Genomic DNA, 22,021 nt, shown 5'->3' on the forward strand with positions numbered 1-22,021 from the left:
TGCCGCCGGATTTCACGCCGTCACGACGGCGTCTATCCGGCTTTCCGGCCAGAGAAAACCCTGGCCAAACTGGGCTCCCGACGCGCAGGCACGCTGCAGATCCTGCGCGGTTTCAATCCCTTCAACGACGACAGCCCCGGCAATCTTATCTCTGACGACGTGAACGAATGCGTCGAATCGGCCAGGGATGTTTAGCTCCGAGCGGTCAAGCTTGATGCCGTCAAACGGCAGGGCGAGTCGCGCATAGTCGTCTGCCAGCTCGTAGGTCAGATCGTCCAGCCAGATTTTCCAGCCCGCGGCTTTAAGCCGGTGCAGATTGTTATGGACGCTGCGTTGCTCAAGGCGACTCATGCGGGTCAGGGTGAGCGGGTCCTGAATCTCAATCGTTAATCGCCGCTGGTGGCGTAGCGCAAGCAGCAGTTCCATGGCGTTGGGATCAAGCAGCTTATCTGCCGGGAAGTTAAGCCAGTACTGGCCCTTATCCTGCATCTTTAAAAGCGTATTGGCCTGCCAGAAAAAGATTTGCAGCGCACAGCGGGTGGGCAACGAGGCGAAGAGCACATCAAGATTGACGTTGCGGATCTCCACAAGAACCTCATGCGCCACGGCCTGGCCGGAGTGAAAATCCACGATTGGCTGAAACCGCAGCCCCGTGATGGTATGCAGCATGGGTGAGGGAAGCACGGTATACATGACGAGACCTTCAGAAAAAAAGGTTCCCGCGGACGCGGGAACAAAGGCAAACGACACACGGTCGAACGGTCAATTCAATATCCAGCGAATGCTCTCGTAGAACGAGGGGCCCCGCACGGCCTTGAGCTTGTACATGGCGCTGTTTTTATAGAAGTAAACCAGCCTGACGTTGCAGCCCAGCTGGCGGGCAATTTGCTTGGTTTTCAGATTCGAGGAGTAACCCCTCAGCACGCTGGCTTCCTCATTAGAAAGTCTTGCAGGGCGCTGCTGCGTGGTGATGCTTACGTTGTAAGTGTTCAACGACCTGGGCGTCTGGCTCATCAGGATTTGCCACATCGCCTTGATATCCCCCAGCGAAACGCGCTTATTGATCACCCCGTCGACATGCTTAAACTTCAGGAAACCGGCGGATAACGAGTAAATATAAATTCTCGCGTCAGGCTGGGTTTCTTTAATGCGCAGAATGTCCTCATTCGGCGTAATCATAAAATTGCCGGTGTTCAGCGGATCGTATATGACGATATCCCAGGTCTGATTGCTGAGAAGAAAACTTTCAATGTTGCTGAACCCCTCGAAAACAATATCCCGATGCTCGTCAGGTTCGCGATTGCCAAGATATTGCAGGCCAATCATTGTGAATTCACAACTATCAACCACGGCAACATATATTTTTTCCTTCATGGTCATTCTCCTTTATCTGAGCACCATGTCCCTGTAAGAAAAACAGTCTTTGAATGTTGTGTTCACCCATTATTTGTTTGGTGGGATGATGCGTAAAATGTAAGTCAGAGAAACATATCGAGTAAAGGGGATGTTATTTATTGGTATGAAATAAAATTGAAAAGATATTTTAATGTCAGAACTAACACCTTTAATCTTATAATAACGTTAGATGTAGTATTTTATTCTAAAAAGTCGAGAAATTTAAGATTTGCTCTGGTTATGGAAGGCTTCGCAGGCCGCACCGGGCGGGTTTTATGCGTTTTTTTGGCTCTGGTTAACCTGATTTAAGAGAGTGGCGTTCCTCCGCTACAGATTTTTATCATTATGACCAGGTAAAATCCTGGCGGGAATAAGTTGTGAGCGCGGGTGTATTAAATTACTATCGCTCCCCTTTATTCGTGTTAATAATGAAATTATATGATTTGTACTGAGTTAACCGTCAGGGTTCTTGTGTTTTATCGAATCAATATTCTGCACGAGGCGATAGGCGATGCGCTGCAAAAACTACTGCCAGAATATTCTCTGAGCGTATCGATAGTGGAATCCATAGATCGGCTTTTTGATGCGATTGACGATCGCCAGGTTGATATTGTGATAGTCGAGTTCAGCCATCTTTTTAATCAGCGATCGTGGGGAGTGCAAACCAGCAACAGACTTCATGCGCTATGTAATATGCACAACGTAAAGCGCGTTCTTTTTGTTCCAGAATTACAGTACGGATTATTAAAAAAAGTCCTGGAGATGAAGTATGAGCTGACGCTCTCTTTGCAGGACACCCCCGCAGAGTTGAGAACGCAATTGCAGGCGCTGCTGGGAACAGAGGACGTTAAGCCGCGTATCTCTTCTTTTCTTAAGGGGGCGATGCGCACCGGCGCGCGTTCGCGTTCGGTGCTTTCCGCGCGGGAATGGGAGGTGCTGCATCTTATTGTGGAAGGCTACACGGTGACCGAAATCGCCCGGCTGCGAAGCCGCTCGGTCAGTACCATCGCGACGCAAAAGCACAATGCGATGAAGAAGCTCAACCTCGCCAACCACAGTGAACTGATCAAATACCTGCAGATGGCGGGGAAGATTGGGAGTTAAGCGACGGTGTTCCGCACGGTGCGCACTACGGATAGATAATATTCAGCGTGGCCGAGGTATTCAGCTTGCCCTGGCTGACCTTCGCCGGTGCCCAGACATAATACGACGCCGCCATTGGCAGGGTGAACGTCTTGTTCAATGCCCCACCCGCCGCCACGCTAAACAGCAGCGTTGCGTTGCCGCGGCTGGCGGTGGAGGTCGAAAAGACCACTGGCTGCTGCGGATTGTTGCGCTGAATCACCCGCAGGCCAACGCCCTGCGCGGCGCCGCTGCTGGTATCGACCAGCACCGTGCTGTCGGTGGATAGCAGCTGACTGCTGGAGAGGAACATCTCGATGGCCCGGTCAGAATTGCCGCTCGCGCTCAGGTTCTGGCAGCTCATGTTGAGCGTGAAGGGGGTCAGCCCCGGCTGCGCGGAGGCGCTAAGCTGGGGAATGCCGAGCGTAGGCAGAGCCACCGTTAGCCCCGCGTTGTCGAACGAGCAGGTCGTCAGCTTTGGCGCATATTTGATGGTCATCGGCTGACCAAACATATCGCGGTTATCGTAGGGCCACTTAAAGCCGTTAAACAGCCACTGCACAATTTTCACCAGCTGGTTTATCGGCCAGGTAATGATCTCCCACAGCGACATGCCGCTCATATCGCTGACGAACAGCACGTCGCTCATGTTTGCCGTGTCGCCCGTGAGCGTGGTGCCGCTCTGGTTTACCAGCGTAAAGCGCACGGTAAAAGGGGTATTCAGCTCTGATGCCGTATGGCTACCGCCGGCGGCCAGCGTCTTGTTGGGCTGCGTGCTGGTGATCTCCGCCCGCACCATATATTTATTGTTGCTGAAGCCCAGAACGGTGGCGTAATTACTGTCGGTTGAGAGGATCGGCGTGTAGGAAAACTCGCTGTTACCGGTTGAGCAGTTGAACGAGCCGCTGTACTGGGTGGTGAAGCTGCCGGTCCAGGTTGGCGTGGCCGGCGTGAGCTTATCCGACAGATCGATGTTGATTGGCGGGCCATAGGAAATGCTGCCCCCGGAGCAGGTGGCATAGCTTGCGCCGCTGACGCAGGTGAGAAACAGAAAGGTCAGTAACCGTATCATGGTGATGTTCCGTTAGTAATGGCAAACAGAAGGCGGGCTATCCAGCCCCCACGCCGGAGCGGCGATGGTGCAGTTTCCGCCGCGCAGGTGAACGTTTAGCGCGCGTGGCTGTTGCTCCGCGCGGATGTAAAGCACGCTGGCCTGGCCGACATAGCCCACAGACTCGCCGCCCTCGTTCAGCACCTCGGTGCCAAACGGCAGGGGAGCTCCGTCGGGACGGGTGGCGCGAAGCATCCAGGACTGGCGCTGGTCGGTGTCGAAGCGGATGTAATTCACCGCGCCATCGTATGGCGCCACGTTAGCGATGTTGCCGCGTATTTCTGCCCCGCGGCTGTTCGCCGTTTCGGACAGGGTGATGGCGTTTTTACGGTACGGCGTGGCATAAGGCACCAGCGCCACGCCGTCACTGTTGGTCACGATGCTTTCATCCCCGTTGATCATCAGCCCTTCCGCCTTCGGCGCATCCACAATCGTCATGGTGGTGCCGGTTTCGTTCGAGGCAAGCACATGCCACGGCACGGCCACCAGGCTGCCGCGCCCGTTTAGCCCGGTCTGGCGGTAGTCGGAGGATTCACTGAACGATCCGCCGAGCGTGGCGAAGTTCGCGCGATACGCGGTGTTCACGCTGGCCGTGTTGTTTCCGCCCCGGGCATTGCTGCCGGAGAGCGTATAGCTCAGGCGATTCGACTCCAGCGCGTTGCCGCTCATGCTGATATTGCTCTGCTCATAGTGCGAATCGCTGGCCGTCAGGCTGGAGGTGATCCACGCGTTGTTATCAAACAGCGAGAACGGCAGGCTGAGGGAGAGGTAAAAGCGCGTCTCTTCTTCACGCTCGCTGTTGCGCACCCGGCTGGCGGAAACGGTATAGCTGGCCCGGCCGATGGCGTTGGAATAGCCAGCCTGATATTCGCGCGAGGTTTGCGTGGCGTTCCAGTAGTCGCGCTGGGTGCCGGAAATAAAGACCGTGCCCCAGTTGTTGAGCAGGCGCTGGTTCAGGTTAAGGGTGAAGGTATTTTTAGGCTGCGCGGCGCGCAGGGCATCCCAGGTGCTCATCGTCATCTCCGGGGCGACCCCGAAGCGATCCTCATAGTCGTCATACTGCGCCTTCAGGCGCTGATACCCTTCCCGGGAGTAGAGCGCGTCGCTAAAGCTGTAATAGCCTTTAGTGGAATAGCGGTAGGCCGCCAGCGTGAAGTTGGTGGCCGTCGTATCGATAAACTTACTGTACGACACGCGAAAGCTTTGGCCGCTGTCGGTTCTGTCCTGCAGCGTCGTCTTGGCGTGGGTCACGTCCACGGAGACCGCCCCGAACGGCAAGTTCCAGCCGGTGCCGATCAGCCCGGCCTGGTAGTTATCGCTCATGATGGTGCCGGTATAGCCGGTCATCAGGTTATTAAAGCCGTAGCGCAGCGTGGCCTGCAGGAAGGCGGGCTCTGCCTCGAGGGTGTTTTGATGCACTTTTCCCGCGACCACGCTGTATTCGCTCACGCCCTCTTTAAGCATGCCGGGCACGGCAGAGAAGGGCACGGTGAAGGACTGCTGTGAGCCATCGGCTTCACGCACCACCACCAGCAGGTCGCCGGCCGACCCGGTGGGTTGAATGCTGTCGAGGGTAAACTGTCCCGGCGGAACGTTCTCCTGATAGATGACGTTACCGTTCTGGATCACTTTTACCAGGGCGTTAGTGCGCGCCACCCCGTGTACCACCGGCGAAAAGCCCTGCTGCGAGTTAGGGCGCATTTTCAGATCGGACGCCAGCGAAACGCCGCGCACGCGCAGGGAATCAAACAGATCGCCTGGAATATAAAAGTCGCCCAGCGTCAGGTTGGATTTCAGCGCCGCCAGCGGACGGCGCACGTAGCGGGTATTGTTCTCCCAGCTGCTGTCGCCGCTCGCGGACTTGCGCCAGGTGCTGCTGTCGCGAAACTGCCAGCCCAGCAGGTTAGCACCGGAATCCAGTCCGGCGTAAAAATCGTCGTTGGTCTCTTTCTCCGAGCCTTTCGTCCGCGTGTTGTACCAGGTGGTATTCCAGGAGAGCATGAGCGCCGGGATCCCTTCATCCCAGAACTGGGGGGCAACATAGCCCTCTTCGGTGCGCAACACTGCTGCCTGCGGCACGGTGAGCGCCAGGCTCAGGGTGCCGGTGTCGGTCTTCACCTCGCCGCCCTGAACCAGGTCGCGCAGCTGCACCTGCCCCTGCGCAATGGCGGGCGCCGGAATGGCTTTGGTGTTGATCCCCAGCATCCGGGCATCTTTCCACGCAAGGCGAACGTTATCCTGCTGCTCGCCGTAGGTCACCGTATAGCGCCCCTTCCAGTCTCCGTTAACGTAAATATCCATCTCCTGTGGACCGGCAGGCATGGCGTTATTAACGTAAAAGCGCGACAGATCGGACTCGCCGGATGCGCCAGCAAGCAGGGAGGTATCAAAAGATACCGCTCCCGATTTTTGCGACAGCAGAAGCGAGCAGACGGCCAGCATGCAGAGCCTGTTTGGTTTCAATTTCATGGCGAGTCGTTCCGGTTACTGGCTGATGAGCGTGTGGGTTTTATAGGCACCCAAATCGTCCACATACATCAGCTGGTAGGGTTGGCCGCGTTTAACCGCAGTCCTGGTCGCAACGGTGAGCTCACCAAATGGCGAGACCATCGGCGACTCCTGCAATAATTTGGTTTTGCCCTGGGAAATATTGGCAACGGTAATATGGAAAGGGCTCTTATTTACTATGCGGAGCTGTTGACCGCTGGCAATCAGCGTCAGTTTTCCCGCCGCGTCGTCCAGCGTGCCGGTTAACGCGGCCGGGCGGTAAAATAGTTTGATGCGTGATTTAATCGCCAGCTGAACGGTATTCTGGTTTTGCATATTTTCCGGCTTCGGCGGAATATCGAGCACGTTCAGGAAAAAGACCGACTCGCGATCGGCGGGCAAATTCGCAGGCAGTTTTTTAATGCGCAGCTGCTGACCATTATGTTCGTTAACCTTCACCACCGGAGGGGATAAAAGAAAAGGCACTTTTGCCGTTTCCGGCGTCGAATTGATATCGCCGTCATCGATCCACGATTGCACCAGCGCAGGAGCATCTCCCGTATTAATTAGCTGAACAATAACCTCTTTGTTATTCTCAGAATAAAGAACACGCGTGCCATTAATAACAATATTGGCCCATGCGCTGCCCGCGCTGAGCAGCAGGAATGCCAGCAAAATAACCTTACGCATAATGGTAACCTTAAAAACAGGCTCCGCAGGAACGAAGCCTGATTAACTGAAATTACAGGTAGGAAATGGTGTACGTTACGTTAGAGCTCAGCGAACCTACCGTTGCGGCAGCGGCGTTCGTTTTGTAGTAATAAACGTCCAGGGTCAGCGTTTCTGAATCCGGTGCCGCTGCGGTACCCATAATGCTGGTGGTGTAAGCCTGATTAAGCGTCACAGGCGTTGATTTACCCGGCTCGACCAATGCGAAGCCTACGTTACGCGCCACGCTTGCATCGTTTTCATTTACGCTGTTATTCAGCAGGTATTTACCGTCGGTAGAAATATTATCGGCGCTGGAGAAGTACACCTTCAGCGGCGTGCCGGTATTTCCGGCCGCTGGCGTACAGCCCGAGAAGGTTAACGAAATGGATTTTTTATTCTTAGTAATCAGGCCAACCGTAGTGCCGGCGTCCTTAACCGAAATAGGAGAGAGCGCGACGGTCATATCGGCGCTTTTACCGCCATTAATAGTACAGGTGGTATCGGTGATGGCGCCGGTAAAGTTAATGACGCCACCGGCTGAGTTATCCGCGGCAATCGCGTGAGTAGAGGCAATGGCTGCGCCAAGCACAGATACGGTCATGATCGTCTTGAACATGATAAACTCCATAATGTTTTGTTTTATATAGAAAAAGAATGTTTTCCGGCTGCGCAACATACTGTTAACAGTTAACGCGCTTAGCGAGCTGAGTACGCGCCTTGACGATATTATGTTGCAGCAAAAATACGCATAACAAAATATTATTTTGGTTATCTGGATATTATAAGATTATAATCTTGCTATAATGTTATTTTTAAGATCATAATCCAGTGGGCAACACTCGGCGGTTTTTATTAATGGATTAATAATTGTTAATTAATGAAGTCTTCTATAGAAAGTACTTAATTAATATTTCATGACTTGACCACACATTCATTACACCTATTATTGCGAGGCAAATACGGCTTTTTAAGACAATGGTGTAATTATCATATGAAGTATCTTATTGATCTCGCAATGCTTTACGAAGTGGACGCCGGTGTGATCATGATTAATGGAGAAGAGGAATCTTCAATTAAGTTATCTAGCCAGGCGGCACGTTTGTTATATGAACTTATCATTAATAATGGCAAAACCCTGGACAGGGACGACCTGATTAAGAAAGTATGGGAAGACCACGGTTATTCCGGCTCCTCGGTTAGCCTGAATGTTGCCATAAGTGAAATCAGGAAAGCCTTTCGCAGTTTAGGCCGCGATCCGCTGCTGATTAAAACAATTCGTGGTAAAGGATTTAGCCTGGCCGCGCATATTGAACATCACACGGTGAGGCCACCCGTTCCGCCTGCGCCGGAGAAAATCGCGGTGGAGGTGCCCGATACCGCGACTCAACAGCAGGACGCGCCTGCGCCTTTGCAGCGTCGGGACAGAGGCTTTAGTTCACTCAGCGTGATGGCGCTGATCGCCATTGCCGGCATTGCTGCGCTGCTTTTGTATCAAATGACGCGCGGTGCCGAAGAATCTAAAGATGATGATATTCACCTGCTGGGCCAAATTGATCGCTGTAAGGTTTATCTTATCGACAACAACATGTATCAGCCGCAGCAGGCTTACCTTAACCGGGCAAAAGAGCTCATCGCGCGTCAGCACATCGACTGCAAACATCAGGCCGCTGATGCGTATTATTCAAAATTCAAAAAGCCACAGCTTGAAAATGACTTTCTGGCTATCTGCTATCTGCAGGATAGCGTTGATAGCTACAAAAACTGCATCTCATACCGAAGCCTGACAGGGAGTTAAGATTATGTCGAAGATGAACCTGACCCTATTACTGGGCATGATCGTGCTGATTTCTGGGGTTACCCTGTTCTTATTCTATCCTGAAAGACACCAGGAAGAGGGATTTGGCTGCCAGTCCGATACGGTTGCATGGAAAACGTATTCCACGGGCGATTCAGCAGGACTGTCATTAACGACGCTATTTCTTTTTAATAGCAAGGATGTTGCCACGGTCATTCACAAAGGGGTGTTCACCCGAGGCGATAAACGCTTACTCATTGATCGAAACTACGTCCTCAACGTGGAGAAAGTGGCCGGCGGAGATATTTACTATATAAAAGGAAAGAAGCTGAATAAATCTGAAGATGATGAGGCGCCGGACGGAATCGTCAATGAGCTGCTTCTGGATAGCATCGACTATTTTTATGTTTCTAAAATCAAAAGACAGGCGTGGATAATTAAAGGGCTGGTGCTGCCGATAATGATGTGTGTAGCCGTACCGACCTCCTGATATTCTCCAAAAAATCAAAATAGATGTTTTTCGATTAGTCGGAAAGTGTGCGTTTTATTCATTGTGTAACAATAAGATGCAGTCGCGTTTTGTTATTTTTAATCCTTTCTCCAGAGGGGGGTGAAATTTTCTGTATTGCCTCGCTATTTTTCGGCTGCCTATACTCCACCCCGAAAAAGGGGCTCCCCTTTTTTTAAAACATCTGGATTCTTTTTTGAAGGACTAAATAAATGAATAAACTGAACGCTATCGTTCTGGGCTCACTGCTGTCTCTTTCTGCCCTGAGCGCTGTTAATGCAGCGGAAACCACCGCTTCTGCAACCTGGCAGGCTTCTGCAACGAAAGACAGCGATTCCGATCTGGTTATTACGCCAACGCGTGCGCTTAATTTCGTTTATAGCGCAAATACGAAAGCCTTTAACACCGACACCGGTCTGTTTGATGTGGTTATTCGTGGCGATCACTCCTCTGCAACCAGCTTCAAGCTGGAAGCGATTGTCGACGACTCTGACAACACCCTGTTCAGCGTTGGCGGCGAATCCACCAAGCTGAAAGTGGGCGCGCGCTTTGCCGGAAACGATCTGGGCTCAATCGGTGGCACAGTGGGTGCGAAATCAACCGCATGGACCACGCTGGTTGACTCTTCAAACAACACCGGCGTCTCTTCAGGCCTGTGGAACCTGACCACCAGCGCAGGTGCGACGGCGAATACCGAAGTGACCGGCCAGGACAAATTTGTGTTCTACATCGACTCTGCACAGGACAACACCGGTGCTGCGAAAGAGTTCAAAGACCTGACCAACAGCCTGTGGGAAGGTACTGTCTCCGTTGCGTTCCGCGCAACCTGGGGCTAAGAGCTGACGGATACAGGGGCGTAAGCCCCTGTTTAGGGAAATATCATGTTTAGCCTCAAACCCATTTTCTTCTTTTTATTATTCGTCTCTTCTTCCGCGCTGGCGATTAACGTGGGCAAAGTCACCACGATTATTCCAGCCGATGCCGACTCCATCGCCAAGGAAATAAAAAACGAAGCGGATAGCGTGCGCATTATTTCCATCAGCGCCCAGCGTATCAGCAGCCCGATGGATGAAGGCGTGGTAATTAATCCGGAGAAAACAGACGAACTGTTGCTGACGCCCACGCGCATGGTCATGCCCGCCGGGACCAGCAATATCGTCAAATTTTACTATCACGGTAAGGACGATGACCGGGAGCGCTACTACCGCGTGACCTTCATTGATGAAGGGGTTAGCGAAGATCGGGATAACGGCTCGCAAAAGAATGGCAAAGGCATGACCCGCGCCGTGGTGAGCACCATTCTGGTGGTACAGCCCCGGAAGAAGAACCTCGATTTCGTCTACGTGGCCGGAAAAATCACCAATAAAGGCAATACCGCGTTTCGCGTGAACGCGAGCGGGACGTGCCTGAAGCCTAACCCGGAATCGCCGACCACGCCGTGCGTCAAAAACTTTTACCTGATGCCGGATACCTCTCGCGCGATCGAGGATATCAACGTTACGGACAGCCATTTTCATCTCGGAATTTGGGACCTGAAACAGTTCATTCCTGTTAAGTAAGGATGCATGGTGAAAAATAAATTAGTGTTGCCGGTGATGATGGCGTGCACATCCGGCCTCCTGCCCGCGTATGCGCATGCTGCCTCCAGCTCCGTGGTTATCGCTAATTACCGTTTTCCCGACGCGCTCTATGCCCTGCTGGAGCAGGGGATCAAAATCCCTGTTTATTTGGTGAATACCCGCCCGAATGCAACGCAAAAGGCGAGCGGCGCGCGTGACGTGAGCGAATACGTCCGTATTGGCGATGTGACGATTTACGCGAAAGATCTCCAGCTCGGGCTGCGCGATGTGCAGGTTCAGGAGTCTGACAACGGTATCCGTCTGTCGAAGGAGATGCGCACGCTGCTGCAAAGTATCAACGGCAAACAGTTTGACGAGCATATGCGTATTCCGGTGAGCGCCGGATCGGCGTTCGAGCTGGACCAGAAAAAGATGCGTCTGCTGCTCAACCTCTCCCGGCGCGACTACGGCGTCAATATTCGTCCGCGCGAGGTCGATATCGACGCCCCCGAGTCGGACGATCTGAGCGGCACGTTCTCCTATAACCTTGGCGCGTATCATACCGAGAGCGGCTACGGCAATAGCTGGTCATCCGGCTATCTCAACGCCAAAAGCTGGGTCTCAATGGGGGTCGATCACCTGCTGGTCGATGGCTCCGGCTATGTAAACGAGAGCAGCAGCGACACCCAGATGAACGCGGTGATGTGGGAGCGTGACTATCAGGGGATGCGCTACGCCGCCGGGATGCTGAACGGCTGGGCGATGCAGTCGCTGGCCAGCGTCAGCGGGATTTCCGGGGGCGAAGTGTACGGCGTATCGATGGGGAACCAGGCCAACTCGCGCAAGCGGGACAACACCCTCTCCCTGACGCCAGTGGTGGTCTATTTCCCGACGGCCGGGGAAGCCCGCATTCGCCGCGACGGCCAGCTTATTGGCATTCAGCGCTTTGACGTGGGTAACCACGAAATCGACACCAGCGCGCTGCCTTACGGGATCTACAGCGTGGAAGTCGAAGTGGTCAGCGGCAGCCGCACCGTGTCTCGCAGCATGTACACGGTGAATAAACCGTTTAGCAATAACGTGTCGGAATCGCTGCGCTGGCAGACGTGGGGCGGTATTTATAGCCGCGACAAATCGGTCGTCAACTATAAGAAGTACGCCAAAAAGAAAAACGAGCAGGACAACACCTACTACTACGATTACGACACCAAACATAAAGACACCATGTCGCTGGTCGGCGCCTCCTTCAGCAAGCGCAGCGGGATGGTCGACTGGAACGCCTCCGGCTATATGATGCGCGAACACGCGGTCAGCGAACTGTGGGCCTCCCTGAACCTGACCGGGTATTTCTCGGTGAATACCCAGACGATGGCCGCCTCTGACGGCACGTACCGCGCCAACTACGGGGCTAACCTCAGCCTGCCGTGGAATATCGGTTCCGTCTGGTACTCTCACGAGCAGCTCTCCAGCGGCAAGTTCCTCGATATCTATGAAAACAAAGGCAATACGTGGGGGGCGTCGTTCAGCCTGCCGTCGTTTGGCCTACCCTCCGCCGGGAACCTGAGCCTGATGCGGCAGGAAGACGACGTCTACCGCTACAAACGCTATCAGATTGACTACTCCCAGGGGCTGTACGCCGGGCGTTACGGCACGGCGCGCCTGCGGGTGGGGATGTCGCGCAATAAGTACGAAGGGTACTACGAAGAGAAAGACCGCTACGTGATGCTCGACTTCTCGATCCCGCTGGGTAACACGGTCTCGGTAGGCGTGTCCCATAACCGCGATACCGGCACGGCGCTCAACGTCAGCGCCAGCCGCCAGTTTGAGGGGGATTACCTGAAGTCGGTCACCGCCAACGTTTCAAGAGCCTTCAGCAGCAGCCAGGATCGCACGGTGAGCGGCGGCGGCAGCGTGAGCTTCGACACGCCGTGGAACAGCAACATCCTTAGCGTGCAGAGCGGCACCAGCAAAGGCTGGAACTCCACGCTGACCAGCGACGGCAGCGTCGGCTGGTCAAAAGAGGCGATTGCGGCAGGGAAAGGAACCGACAGCGCCGGGGTGATCGTCAGCACCGGCCTGAAGTCCGACGAGTCGCTCACGCTGAAGCTGAACGGCCGCACGGAGCGCATTAAGGGCGATAAAACCTGGCTGTCGCTGCCGGCCTACCAGGCCTATGACCTTGAGGTGATGAACAGCGAAACCGGTACGGAAAGCTACGACATCGGCGCGAATGCCCGTCGGCATATCACGGTCTACCCTGGTAACACAGTGGTCATGAAGCCGCAGGTGAAAAAAATCGTCACCCTGTTTGGTCGTCTGGTCGATGCCAGCGGCAATCCGGTGAGCGCCACGCAAATCAAAAACCACGTCGGGCTGACGCGCACGGAAAACGACGGTCGCTTCGTGATTGACGTGGACAAGAACAATCCGGTGCTCAGCATCGCCACGCCGGACGACAGCGTCTGCGAGGTGCGTCTGGATATCGAGTCCAACCGCGGCGCGCTGTGGCTGGGGGACATCTCCTGCGATAAGGGCGATTTCGTCTGGCAGGAAGCGAAAGGTACACAGGAACGTGAAGATGAAAAAGATATTCGCTCTTAATCTGCTGCTGATAAGCGCCGCTGCGCAGGCGCAGCAGATGCCCTATTTTGCGATTAACAATCCGGACAACAACGGCACGGGAAACACGGCGGCGCTGTTCAGCCTGAACAGCACCTCGACCGCGTTTTTACACGGCTCGCGGGAGTGGCCAACCCTGAGCGCCAAAACCAACAACGGGATTGCCACCTATATTCCGGATAACAGCTTTACCGGCCCTGCGGGAAGCGCGCTGACCATCAACTTCAGCGTCACCGGCTCCAGCGCCTCGCCGTTCTTTAAAGGCACCGCGTGCTCTTCAAGCTGCGGCACCACGGGCTATACCGCGACGACCAGCTACAGCGACACCGCGATGGTGGTGAAACCGCCGGTTATCGAACCCGGCACCTCCTATGGCCGCTGGGTGTTGGGGGATCCGTTCTTCGAGTATCTTCTCAACGCCGCGCCCGGCAACGAGGTGACGATTACCTCGACGCCGCAGATCACCTCTATCAACAAGGTGACCACCACCAACACGCTGCACAAGGTGGGAACCTTGACCATGACCAACTCGCGGGCGCTGGATCTGGGCATCGATCCCATCAGCGGCGAGGTGACGATTGTCGATGGTTCCACCGGGGCGACCTGTACCAAGTACACCCGCAATACGGTGTCGGGCGTGCTCTGCTCTCTGCTGGAATACACCTTTGTCGGGGAAGATATCACCGGCTACAACCCGGGGCTGGCGCTGACGTCCTCCCGCGTTAACGGCGTGCTGCAGTCGCACATGAACGGCGGAACGGGCCTGGCGGCGGAAATTACCTTCGACGAGAGCAACTGGTACAGCATCTCCGGCGGCATTTTGAGCGATACCCGCGTGCTGGCGAATTCCTTCCTCGCCGCGCCGCAAAAGAACGGCGGCAAGGCCAGCCTGAAAATCTTTTTACCGAAGGCGCTGATTTTGAGCGTGGCGCAGGCGGGGGATGGCAGCAACATTGGCAATATCGTCAGCCTGTGCCTGACGCCGGGCAACAGCTCGCTGGCGGCGGACTTCTGCTTCCAGCCGGGCGGCGGGCTGGTCATTAACCCTATCCAGCCGGGGCTGGCGATTGTGCCGGATAGCCCGGACTACACGCTCGATCCTAACGGCCTTGGCGGCTCCGGAAAGGGAACCATTGGCGAAGCGCCGATTGAGATCCCCTACACCATTACCTACAGCGGCGCGCAAAAAGACGCGGCCATTGCGGTCACGGTGAAGGTTACCGGGCCGACGCAGAGCCTGAACGGGGTGGATTACTGTGCCTTTAGCGGCAACGGCTTCACCGTGCCGATCCCCGGCAACGTGCTGGTGGGCAAAAGCCAGACGCTGATGGCGCATAACTGCAAAGGCGAAGCGCTGTCCATTCCCGCCCCCGCCACCCATGCGGAAGAGTGGGACAAGATAAGCTCCGGCGTAACGGACATGTGGCTGTGGAAAACGCCGCTGGTATTGCAGTTTGTGATGAATAACCCGGTATCGAAAACCACCTATGACGGTAATAGCTGGTTTGGTGAAGTCACGGCGCAGGGACGAATTGACGTCAGCGCATCCTGGAATTAAACAATGAAGACTGGAAAATTCCTGGCTATTTTCGCAATAAATTACTTCATTTCCGTAAGCGCAAATGCTTTAATTATTGAAAGTCTAAATATTGATTTTCTACCCGAAAAAGAAGTTGTTTTTCAGCCAATAAAAAATGATACCAGCGTCAGGCAGAATTATACTGTTTCGCTTATTCAGGTCGATGTGCCTAAAGAACACGGCAAAGAGACTGAAATAAAAGATGGCGAGGTGATGTTCTCGCCTAAACAGTTAACCCTGGAGAGCGGCGAGCGGGCCGGTTTTAAGTTTTATTACACCGGCCCGCACGACAGCAAAGAGCGCTATTATCGGGTTAAATTCACCGAAACGCCGCTCCAGGCGCGGGTTGTAATGAGCAAAGGCCAACGCATCCAGTCGGATGTGGTGGTTTCGCTTGAGGCTATTTTAATTGTCCGCCCATGGACAAGACATTTTGATTATGCGTTTAGCAACGGGGTGGTGAGTAATACCGGAAATACCTGGTTTAAATATGTCTCCTCGCAGGGATGTAGCTCACAATATAACGATTCAAAATATCTTCCGCCGGGTCAACGGCTGGAAATAGACAATTACGCGCAGCCGGCAAGGCGGATGATTATTTATGGAAATAAAATCATTCCGCTTTCAAGCTGCCCGTAACTACCGCTTCCTTCATAAAAGGAAATTAACCTTTGGCGCAAGCTGAAGATTTACAACTACAGGAGAATAAAATGAAAGCAATTTCATTCGTAGAAGCGAAAGACATTATCGGTGGTGCATTAAACCCGTTCGCTGGCCTCGTTAAAGGCGCACAGCTGGGTTATGACACCGGTGCAAGCATCATGGGCATGGTAGGTGGCGTGGTTGGCGGCGTTCTGGGTGGCGCAATGGGCTTCCTGGGTGCGCTGGTTGGCAGCTACAACTAATTCAGATTAACAGGAAGACAATCATGCAAGTTATCGATTTCAAAAAAGCACAGGCCATCATCGGTGGTTGGGATCCGTTCGCAGCTGCGCTTCAGGGCGCAAGCGCTGGCTATAACGCGGGCAGCCAGATGTTAGGCGCGCTGGGCGGCACCATCGGCGGCGTGTTTGGCCTGGTGGGCGGCTTCATCGGCGGCTTCTTCAGCGCATAAGTTATTGACCTATGCACCTATGGCCCGCATTGCCGGGCCATTTTTTTATTTCAGCCACGGATAATTATGTTTTCGCTTTTTCAGTATAAAAAAAAGGGTAAGACACCCGTTATTCGCCAGCATGAATTTACCGAGTGCGGGCTGGCCTGCCTGGCGATGGTGCTGGGGCACTATGAACACCATGTCTCCGTCAGCCAGCTGCGCAGGGAACTGTCGGTCTCCGCCGACGCGGGAACCTCGATGGCGGAGTTAATGACCCTCGCCAGCGATAAGAACATGACGGGCCGGGTGCTTAAGGGCGAAATCACTGAAATTGAAAGCGCCGAACTGCCGCTCATCGCCTTCTGGCGCGGCAATCACTTCGTGGTGATCGTGAAGGTCGACGGCCGCAGCGTCACGGTTCACGACCCGGCCAGCGGCGTGCGACGCTACAGCCTCAAGGAGGCGCAAAAACTCTTTTCCGGCTACGTGCTGGAGCTCAAGCCCACGCCGCGCTTCGACAAAAAAGCGCCCGACGACACGCTCACGCTGGGCCGCCTGGCCAATAAATCCCCCAGCCTGTTCCAGCGGCAGGTGCTGCTGTTTGTGCTCTCGATTTTTACCCTCATCACCATGCTGGCCAGCCCCACCTACGTGCAGCTGATCATGGACGAGGCCATCTCGCGCAACGACAACGATCTGGTGATATTACTCACCGCGATCTTCGCCATCGTCTTTATTTTTGAAGTCATCGGCAAGTTCCTCAAGCAGATACTTGAGATCCTGATGCGCAACATTGCCTATGACGACCTCAGCCAGTCGGTTCGCCGCTATATGCTGCGCACCCAGACCGGCTGGTTCCGCAGCCGCCCGCCGGGCATCGTGCTGGCGATTGAAAAATCGCTCCACGCCTGCGCGGAGTTCATCAGCAACGGCTATGTGCAGATCCTCTTTTCCAGCCTGATCGCCTTTACCAGCCTGCTGTTTATGCTGCTGTATAACGTGAAAATCGCGGTGCTGACGATGCTGCTGATGGGGGTGTTCTTCCTGATACGCTTCTCGCTGATTGGCCCGTACCAGCGCGCGGTGGACGACTCCATCGAGCGCACCGCGAAGTATGAATCGCTGCTGGTGGAGACGCAGAAGGGGATCATCACCCTGAAGGCCAACAACATGGAGCAGGCCCGGGACGCGGTGATGGACAAATCCCAGCGCGAACACATTGCCGGGCTGATGCGCAAAGAGCGCCTGCTGGCCCGCTTTGACGTCGCCTCGCTGCTGGTGATCAACGCCGAGCAGCTGCTGGTGGTCTGCTTCGGCGCCTGGCTGATTCTGGAAGGGCAGATGAGCATCGGGATGCTCTACGCCTACATCAGCTACAAACGCTATTTCTCCGATGCGATGGTGCAGGTGGCGCAAAAGCTGCTGGACAAAAACGCGCTGAAAGGGCCGCTGGATCGCGTTGGCGACCTGCTGTTTGCCCCCTCGGAAGCCAGCCAGTTTGGCCGCAAGATTGTGACCTCGCCCGTCAGCCTGAAATTTGAGGATGTCTCTTTTGCCTACCCGGGGCGCGAGGCGACGCTACGGCACATCAACATGACGCTGGAGCAGGGCGAGGAGGCGGTGATTGTCGGCCAGAGCGGGTCCGGGAAAACCACGCTGCTGCGCCTGATCTCCGGGATGCTGCTCTCCACCTCGGGCAGCCTGCGGATCAACGCGATCCCCATTACCGAATGCGATCTCTCCTCGCTGCGCCAGCATATCCGCATCGTACACGCGGACGATATTCTCTTTACCGGCTCAATCCTGGATAACCTCTCCTGTTTCGACAGCGCCCCGGACAAAGAGCGAGTGATTGCCGCCTGCCGCCTGGCGGAGATTGACCACGTTGTGGCGCGTCTGCCGCACGGCTATGAAACGGAGCTGCTGCCGGGGAACACCTTTTTCTCCGCCGGGGAGATGCAGCGCCTGGTGCTGGCGCGCGCCCTCTACAGCCAGCCGAAGCTGCTGCTGTGCGATGAAGTGACGGCAAACCTCGATAAAACCACCGCCCAGAAGGTGCTGGCGAACCTGCGGGGTCTGGGGATTGGCCTGGTGTTTGTCACCCACTCCCCGGAGGTGGTCGGCTGCCACGGGCGGCGCTACACCATGGAAAACGGCACGCTGCGGGAGAGTGAGCAATGATGTTTCTGCCCCGTCTGTACGCCCGGCTTTGCGCCCGGCAGGCCGGACGCACCCTGCTGGCAGGCCGGATAACGCAAAACTACAGCCAGTTTATGCGCTGCCCGGAGGCCGACGTTCCGGCCGATTTCCTGCGCCAGACCGCCCGGGAAATGAGCGGCTTTAACTTCGTGGAGCAGATCTTCCCGCCCGCGCTGTGGCGGCGCAACGTGCGCTTCGATCTTCACGCCCGCGTGGCGGACTTCACCCGCGAGCAGGATTTTTATGCCCGGCCTCGCACCCTGCTGCTCGGCATGCGCTGGGCCGGGTTTGGCCTGATCGCGGATGCGCTGCTCGCCACCGCGCCGGAAGACGTGCGCTTTCAGTTTGTCACCCGCCATCCCGCGCTGCACAAGCTGATGGCCGCGCACGAAGGGCGGCGCGCCGGGGCGTTTTTCGCGCCGCATCGGCTGGTGACCGTGCTGCTGATGGATGAACGCCTGCCGGATGCACCCCTGTTCATGACCCAGGCGGGCGACCAGAAGGCGTGGCTAACGGACGTATCGACGCGTTTTTTAACGCGCTACGGATACGCGGTTCGCACGCTGGTGCCCACCTGCTCGCTGCACGCGGCGGAGTTTGGGTTAGCGAGCCAGACGTATGCCCCCGCGGACTACCGCCAGGCCGCCACCGCCACGCTGAACGCGCTGCGCAACACCCCCACGCTGTGGAGTGCATGGGACGATCTTTCAGTGATTTATCATGGATGACATGTCGTGAAATTAAAAAACCGAAACCGACAACGTCGGGCGCTAATCCCGCACCATTTTTCAAAGAGCTACGAGATCAACGCCCCGCGCCTGAAGGGCGTGCTGACGCTGTTTATCTCCTTTTTCCTCTGCCTGCTGATCTTTTCCATCGTCTTTAATTTTTCGGAGACCACGCTGGCGCGCGGCGTGCTGATCCCGGCCCAGGGCGATGTGGAAGTCCGCGCCAGAGAGTCCGGCACGATTGTGGATTTTGCGGTGCGTCCGGGCCAGTACGTGAAAGAGAATGACCCGCTTTTTACCGTTTCGCAGGACTACGGCGGCAAGCAGGGGTCGGTGGTGCAGTTTGACCGCGAGCAGATGGAGGCGGAGAAAACGCGCAGCGAGCAGCGCGTGAAGACCATCGAGGATTCTATTGCCGCGTACCGCAAAAACCTGGCGCAGCAGCTGGATATTGCCGATCGGCAGATTGTGGTCTCCCGCGACAAGGTGAAAAAGCTGCGCGCGCTGCTCAAAAACAGCACCGACACCTACGAGGCGTGGAAGGCGATATCCGGCAAAGGGTATGTGTCAAAGGTGGATCTGGATAAAAGCCACAACGACGTGCTCAACGCCCAGCTTAACCTGACCCTGGAAGAGAGCACCATTCTCGACCTTGAGGCGCGCAAAACCAGCCTGACCGACAGCACCCAGTCGCAAATTGACTCCCTGAGCCAGGAGCAGCTGTACGTGAAGAACCGGATCAGCGAAATCGAACGCAACCTCTCCAGCCGGGGCAGCTCAACCATGGCCATGCTGGCGCCCGCCGATGGCTACGTAGTGGCGATCAACATCCCGCCGGGCCGGGCCATTACGCAAAACAGCGAAGTGGTGGTGGTGATCCGCAAAAACACCGCCGCCTCGATGGAGGGGTATCTCTACGTGCCCGCCACGGGAGTGGGCCGGGTCGCGAAGGGGGATAAGGTGAAGCTGCGCTTTGACTCCTGGCCGGTGGATAAATATGGCTCGGTCGAGGCAACCCTGTCCGATTTCTATGAGGTGAATATCGATGCCCATTCGGCGCTCATCCCGCTGCAGGAGGGGCAGAACTACTACCTGGCTAAAGTGCGGGTGCCGTCGTGGTTTACCGACCCGGACAAGAAAAAGCGCCTGCTGATGGGCGGAATGACGGTCAATGCCGATATCGTTATCGATCGTAAGCCGCTTATCAACCTGCTGATCGCGCCGCTGGAGCGGGTGCGCAAGCGGTTTATCGATTGACCCGATTTCATCGGTTATCGCCCTTTAACCCACATTGCTGAGCGGGGCAACGGGCTATCCTCCTTATCACACCCACTGGAGGATAGCCCATGAACATCACCCATATTCGCAACGCCACCCAGCTGATTACCTACGCCGGAAAACGCTTTTTAATCGACCCCATGCTCGCGCCGAAAGGGGCTTATCCGGGCTTCCCCGGCACGGCTTACGCGGAGGTTCGTAACCCGACGGTTGAGCTGCCCGTAGACGTCAATACGCTGCTGGACGCCGACGCGGTGATTGTGACCCATACCCATGACGATCACTGGGATCGGGACGCCGTTGCGCTGATCGCGAAAGACAAGCCGATCTACGTGCAAAACGACAGGGATGCCGCCCTGCTGCGCAGCCAGGGCTTTACCCATCTGACGGTCATGACCGACGACACGGCATTCGGCGATATCCGCATCGTTAAAACCCACGGCGGCCAGCACGGTACAGACCGCGCTTACGCCGTGCCGGAGCTGGCGGAGCGGCTGGGCGAGGCCTGCGGCGTGGTGCTGCGCCATCCCGCTGAGAAGACGCTCTATCTTGCCGGGGATACCGTCTGGCGCGACGAGGTGGCCGCCGATCTGCAAAAGCACCAGCCGGACGTGGTGGTCCTGAACGCCGGCTATGCCCACGTCATTGGTTTTGGGCCAATCATTATGGGCCAGGAAGACGTGCTCAACGTCCATTTCCTGCTGCCGCAGGCCAGCATTGTGGCGATCCACATGGAGGCCATCAACCACTGCCTGTTGACCCGCCGCGCGCTGCGCGAGTACGTTGAAGCCAACCAGGTGAGTGGCGCGGTGAGCATTCCCCAGGACGGTGAAACCGTTATATTCTGAGCGTATTAAAGGGAAGGGAGGGGACAGATGTCGCTAATCAACGTCGCCATTGTCGCGGTGGACGGGTTCAGCCCGTTTCACTACTCCGTTCCCTGCATTCTGTTTGGCGATTCGGTCTCCGGCGAAAAGCGCTTTAACGTCACGATCTGCGCCGAAACGCCCGGTTTTCTCACCTCTAAAGACGGATTTGCCCTCAACGCGACGGAGGACTACTCCGCCCTGGAGCGGGCCGATATCGTCGTCGTTCCCTACTGGCAGCACGTCCTTGAGCGTCCGCCCCAGTCGCTGATCGACGGCCTGGTGCGGGCAAGAGACGGCGGCGCGGAAATCGTCGGGCTGTGCCTGGGGTCGTTTGTGCTGGCCTATGCGGGCATTCTCGACGGCAAGCGCGCGGCCACCCACTGGGAGTTCGAACGCCAGTTTCAGTCGCTTTTCCCGAACGTCCGGCTGGATATCAACGCCCTCTACGTGGATGACGGCAACATCATCACTTCCGCAGGCACGGCCGCCGCGCTGGACTGCTGCCTGTACATCATTCGCCAGCGCTTCGGCAGCGTGGTCGCCAACCAGATTGCCCGGCGGATGATCGTGCCGCCGCACCGCGAGGGCGGGCAGGCGCAGTTCATTGCCCAGCCGGTGCCGAACACGACCCGGGACGGGCGAATAAACTGCCTGATCGACTATCTTCAGCAGCACATTACCGAACCCCATAGCCTGGACTCGCTGGCAGAGGTGGTCTCAATGAGCCGCCGCACCCTGACCCGCCATTTTGTTAAAGCGACGGGCATGAGCGTCGCCGACTGGCTGACCGCCGAGCGCCTGCGCCGCAGCCAGCTTCTGCTGGAAGCCGGGAACATGCCGGTTGAGAGCGTGGCGGAGCTGGTGGGGTTTAACTCCGCCGTCACCTGGCGCCAGCAGTTTAAGGCGCGCTTTGGGGTGAGCCCGGCGGAGTGGCGCAAGACCTTTCGGACTCGTTCGTAAGCGGG

Annotated in this window: 21 protein-coding genes; 15 read left to right on the forward strand and 6 right to left on the reverse strand. The window is 55.9% G+C overall.

Annotated elements, in window-relative coordinates:
* Positions 1-12 precede the first annotated feature (12 nt).
* On the reverse strand, positions 13-693 hold the full coding sequence (locus tag AB6V08_RS11125; RefSeq protein WP_368542713.1) for an EAL domain-containing protein: 681 nt from the start codon (positions 691-693) through the stop codon (positions 13-15).
* A 69-nt stretch (positions 694-762) separates the two neighbouring features.
* Positions 763-1,380 (reverse strand): helix-turn-helix transcriptional regulator, encoded by a 618-nt coding sequence (locus tag AB6V08_RS11130; protein WP_368542714.1) that lies wholly within the window; start codon positions 1,378-1,380, stop codon positions 763-765.
* Between the two features lie 453 nt (positions 1,381-1,833).
* On the opposite strand from AB6V08_RS11130, the gene AB6V08_RS11135 reads away from it, so the two are divergent.
* Positions 1,834-2,499: a LuxR C-terminal-related transcriptional regulator gene (locus AB6V08_RS11135; RefSeq protein WP_368542715.1), complete on the forward strand. Its 666-nt coding sequence runs from the start codon at positions 1,834-1,836 to the stop codon at positions 2,497-2,499.
* Between the two features lie 25 nt (positions 2,500-2,524).
* Here the strand turns inward: AB6V08_RS11135 and AB6V08_RS11140 are convergent, their stop codons facing one another.
* From AB6V08_RS11140 to AB6V08_RS11155, 4 genes are read right to left on the reverse strand one after another with little or no spacing between them, the layout of a single operon-like run.
* Positions 2,525-3,589: a fimbrial protein gene (locus tag AB6V08_RS11140; protein WP_368542716.1), complete on the reverse strand. Its 1,065-nt coding sequence runs from the start codon at positions 3,587-3,589 to the stop codon at positions 2,525-2,527.
* 12 nt (positions 3,590-3,601) lie between these two features.
* Positions 3,602-6,097: a fimbria/pilus outer membrane usher protein gene (locus tag AB6V08_RS11145; protein WP_368542717.1), complete on the reverse strand. Its 2,496-nt coding sequence runs from the start codon at positions 6,095-6,097 to the stop codon at positions 3,602-3,604.
* A gap of 15 nt (positions 6,098-6,112) precedes the next feature.
* Positions 6,113-6,805 (reverse strand): molecular chaperone, encoded by a 693-nt coding sequence (locus tag AB6V08_RS11150; protein ID WP_368542718.1) that lies wholly within the window; start codon positions 6,803-6,805, stop codon positions 6,113-6,115.
* Positions 6,806-6,857: 52 nt separating this feature from the next.
* Positions 6,858-7,442: a fimbrial protein gene (locus AB6V08_RS11155; protein WP_368542719.1), complete on the reverse strand. Its 585-nt coding sequence runs from the start codon at positions 7,440-7,442 to the stop codon at positions 6,858-6,860.
* Positions 7,443-7,817: 375 nt separating this feature from the next.
* Between AB6V08_RS11155 and AB6V08_RS11160 the strand changes: the two genes are divergently transcribed.
* From AB6V08_RS11160 to AB6V08_RS11225, 14 genes are all read left to right on the forward strand, one after another.
* Positions 7,818-8,621 (forward strand): transcriptional regulator, encoded by an 804-nt coding sequence (locus AB6V08_RS11160; protein WP_368542720.1) that lies wholly within the window; start codon positions 7,818-7,820, stop codon positions 8,619-8,621.
* Between the two features lie 4 nt (positions 8,622-8,625).
* Entirely contained in the window at positions 8,626-9,111 is a 486-nt protein-coding gene (locus AB6V08_RS11165) for a hypothetical protein (protein ID WP_368542721.1), read from the forward strand.
* A 230-nt stretch (positions 9,112-9,341) separates the two neighbouring features.
* Positions 9,342-9,965, forward strand: coding sequence for a common pilus major fimbrillin subunit EcpA (locus AB6V08_RS11170; RefSeq protein ID WP_368542722.1), 624 nt, complete (start codon positions 9,342-9,344; stop codon positions 9,963-9,965).
* A 45-nt stretch (positions 9,966-10,010) separates the two neighbouring features.
* Positions 10,011-10,688 (forward strand): fimbria/pilus periplasmic chaperone, encoded by a 678-nt coding sequence (locus AB6V08_RS11175; protein WP_368542723.1) that lies wholly within the window; start codon positions 10,011-10,013, stop codon positions 10,686-10,688.
* A 6-nt stretch (positions 10,689-10,694) separates the two neighbouring features.
* Positions 10,695-13,289 (forward strand): CS1-pili formation C-terminal domain-containing protein, encoded by a 2,595-nt coding sequence (locus tag AB6V08_RS11180; protein WP_368542724.1) that lies wholly within the window; start codon positions 10,695-10,697, stop codon positions 13,287-13,289.
* Positions 13,267-14,865 carry a receptor gene (locus tag AB6V08_RS11185; RefSeq protein ID WP_368542725.1) on the forward strand — a complete coding sequence of 533 codons (1,599 nt, stop codon included), beginning with the start codon at positions 13,267-13,269 and terminating at the stop codon, positions 14,863-14,865. The genes AB6V08_RS11180 and AB6V08_RS11185 overlap by 23 nt, the downstream gene beginning before the upstream one ends.
* 3 nt (positions 14,866-14,868) lie before the next feature.
* Entirely contained in the window at positions 14,869-15,525 is a 657-nt protein-coding gene (locus AB6V08_RS11190) for a hypothetical protein (protein ID WP_368542726.1), read from the forward strand.
* Positions 15,526-15,596: 71 nt separating this feature from the next.
* Positions 15,597-15,791 (forward strand): hypothetical protein, encoded by a 195-nt coding sequence (locus AB6V08_RS11195; RefSeq protein ID WP_022646586.1) that lies wholly within the window; start codon positions 15,597-15,599, stop codon positions 15,789-15,791.
* Between the two features lie 23 nt (positions 15,792-15,814).
* Entirely contained in the window at positions 15,815-16,000 is a 186-nt protein-coding gene (locus tag AB6V08_RS11200) for a hypothetical protein (RefSeq protein ID WP_013094847.1), read from the forward strand.
* A gap of 66 nt (positions 16,001-16,066) precedes the next feature.
* Positions 16,067-18,163 carry a peptidase domain-containing ABC transporter gene (locus AB6V08_RS11205; RefSeq protein WP_368542727.1) on the forward strand — a complete coding sequence of 699 codons (2,097 nt, stop codon included), beginning with the start codon at positions 16,067-16,069 and terminating at the stop codon, positions 18,161-18,163.
* Entirely contained in the window at positions 18,160-18,909 is a 750-nt protein-coding gene (locus tag AB6V08_RS11210) for a hypothetical protein (RefSeq protein WP_368542728.1), read from the forward strand. Before AB6V08_RS11205 ends, AB6V08_RS11210 begins: the two co-directional genes overlap by 4 nt.
* Before the next feature lie 6 nt (positions 18,910-18,915).
* Complete coding sequence (locus tag AB6V08_RS11215) at positions 18,916-20,166, forward strand: HlyD family secretion protein (protein ID WP_368542729.1); 1,251 nt, start codon at positions 18,916-18,918, stop codon at positions 20,164-20,166.
* An 89-nt stretch (positions 20,167-20,255) separates the two neighbouring features.
* Positions 20,256-21,035 (forward strand): MBL fold metallo-hydrolase, encoded by a 780-nt coding sequence (locus tag AB6V08_RS11220; RefSeq protein ID WP_368542730.1) that lies wholly within the window; start codon positions 20,256-20,258, stop codon positions 21,033-21,035.
* Between the two features lie 27 nt (positions 21,036-21,062).
* Positions 21,063-22,016 (forward strand): GlxA family transcriptional regulator, encoded by a 954-nt coding sequence (locus AB6V08_RS11225; RefSeq protein ID WP_368542731.1) that lies wholly within the window; start codon positions 21,063-21,065, stop codon positions 22,014-22,016.
* Positions 22,017-22,021: the final 5 nt, after the last annotated feature.

The organism is Enterobacter soli, assembly GCF_964208575.1.
Taxonomy (GTDB): Bacteria; Pseudomonadota; Gammaproteobacteria; order Enterobacterales; family Enterobacteriaceae; genus Enterobacter; species Enterobacter soli_A.

Excerpts from the sequence above, each read along its gene's own strand:
- AB6V08_RS11130 (WP_368542714.1), bottom strand. The coding sequence starts at position 1,380 with ATGACCATGAAGGAAAAAATATATGTTGCCGTGGTTGATAGTTGTGAA.
- AB6V08_RS11190 (WP_368542726.1), top strand. The coding sequence starts at position 14,869 with ATGAAGACTGGAAAATTCCTGGCTATTTTCGCAATAAATTACTTCATT.
- AB6V08_RS11155 (WP_368542719.1), bottom strand. The coding sequence starts at position 7,442 with ATGTTCAAGACGATCATGACCGTATCTGTGCTTGGCGCAGCCATTGCC.
- AB6V08_RS11210 (WP_368542728.1), top strand. The coding sequence starts at position 18,160 with ATGATGTTTCTGCCCCGTCTGTACGCCCGGCTTTGCGCCCGGCAGGCC.
- AB6V08_RS11165 (WP_368542721.1), top strand. The coding sequence starts at position 8,626 with ATGTCGAAGATGAACCTGACCCTATTACTGGGCATGATCGTGCTGATT.
- AB6V08_RS11200 (WP_013094847.1), top strand. The coding sequence starts at position 15,815 with ATGCAAGTTATCGATTTCAAAAAAGCACAGGCCATCATCGGTGGTTGG.
- AB6V08_RS11195 (WP_022646586.1), top strand. The coding sequence starts at position 15,597 with ATGAAAGCAATTTCATTCGTAGAAGCGAAAGACATTATCGGTGGTGCA.
- AB6V08_RS11145 (WP_368542717.1), bottom strand. The coding sequence starts at position 6,097 with ATGAAATTGAAACCAAACAGGCTCTGCATGCTGGCCGTCTGCTCGCTT.
- AB6V08_RS11185 (WP_368542725.1), top strand. The coding sequence starts at position 13,267 with ATGAAAAAGATATTCGCTCTTAATCTGCTGCTGATAAGCGCCGCTGCG.
- AB6V08_RS11135 (WP_368542715.1), top strand. The coding sequence starts at position 1,834 with ATGATTTGTACTGAGTTAACCGTCAGGGTTCTTGTGTTTTATCGAATC.
- AB6V08_RS11150 (WP_368542718.1), bottom strand. The coding sequence starts at position 6,805 with ATGCGTAAGGTTATTTTGCTGGCATTCCTGCTGCTCAGCGCGGGCAGC.
- AB6V08_RS11225 (WP_368542731.1), top strand. The coding sequence starts at position 21,063 with ATGTCGCTAATCAACGTCGCCATTGTCGCGGTGGACGGGTTCAGCCCG.
- AB6V08_RS11175 (WP_368542723.1), top strand. The coding sequence starts at position 10,011 with ATGTTTAGCCTCAAACCCATTTTCTTCTTTTTATTATTCGTCTCTTCT.
- AB6V08_RS11160 (WP_368542720.1), top strand. The coding sequence starts at position 7,818 with ATGAAGTATCTTATTGATCTCGCAATGCTTTACGAAGTGGACGCCGGT.
- AB6V08_RS11125 (WP_368542713.1), bottom strand. The coding sequence starts at position 693 with ATGTATACCGTGCTTCCCTCACCCATGCTGCATACCATCACGGGGCTG.
- AB6V08_RS11140 (WP_368542716.1), bottom strand. The coding sequence starts at position 3,589 with ATGATACGGTTACTGACCTTTCTGTTTCTCACCTGCGTCAGCGGCGCA.
- AB6V08_RS11205 (WP_368542727.1), top strand. The coding sequence starts at position 16,067 with ATGTTTTCGCTTTTTCAGTATAAAAAAAAGGGTAAGACACCCGTTATT.
- AB6V08_RS11220 (WP_368542730.1), top strand. The coding sequence starts at position 20,256 with ATGAACATCACCCATATTCGCAACGCCACCCAGCTGATTACCTACGCC.
- AB6V08_RS11180 (WP_368542724.1), top strand. The coding sequence starts at position 10,695 with ATGGTGAAAAATAAATTAGTGTTGCCGGTGATGATGGCGTGCACATCC.
- AB6V08_RS11170 (WP_368542722.1), top strand. The coding sequence starts at position 9,342 with ATGAATAAACTGAACGCTATCGTTCTGGGCTCACTGCTGTCTCTTTCT.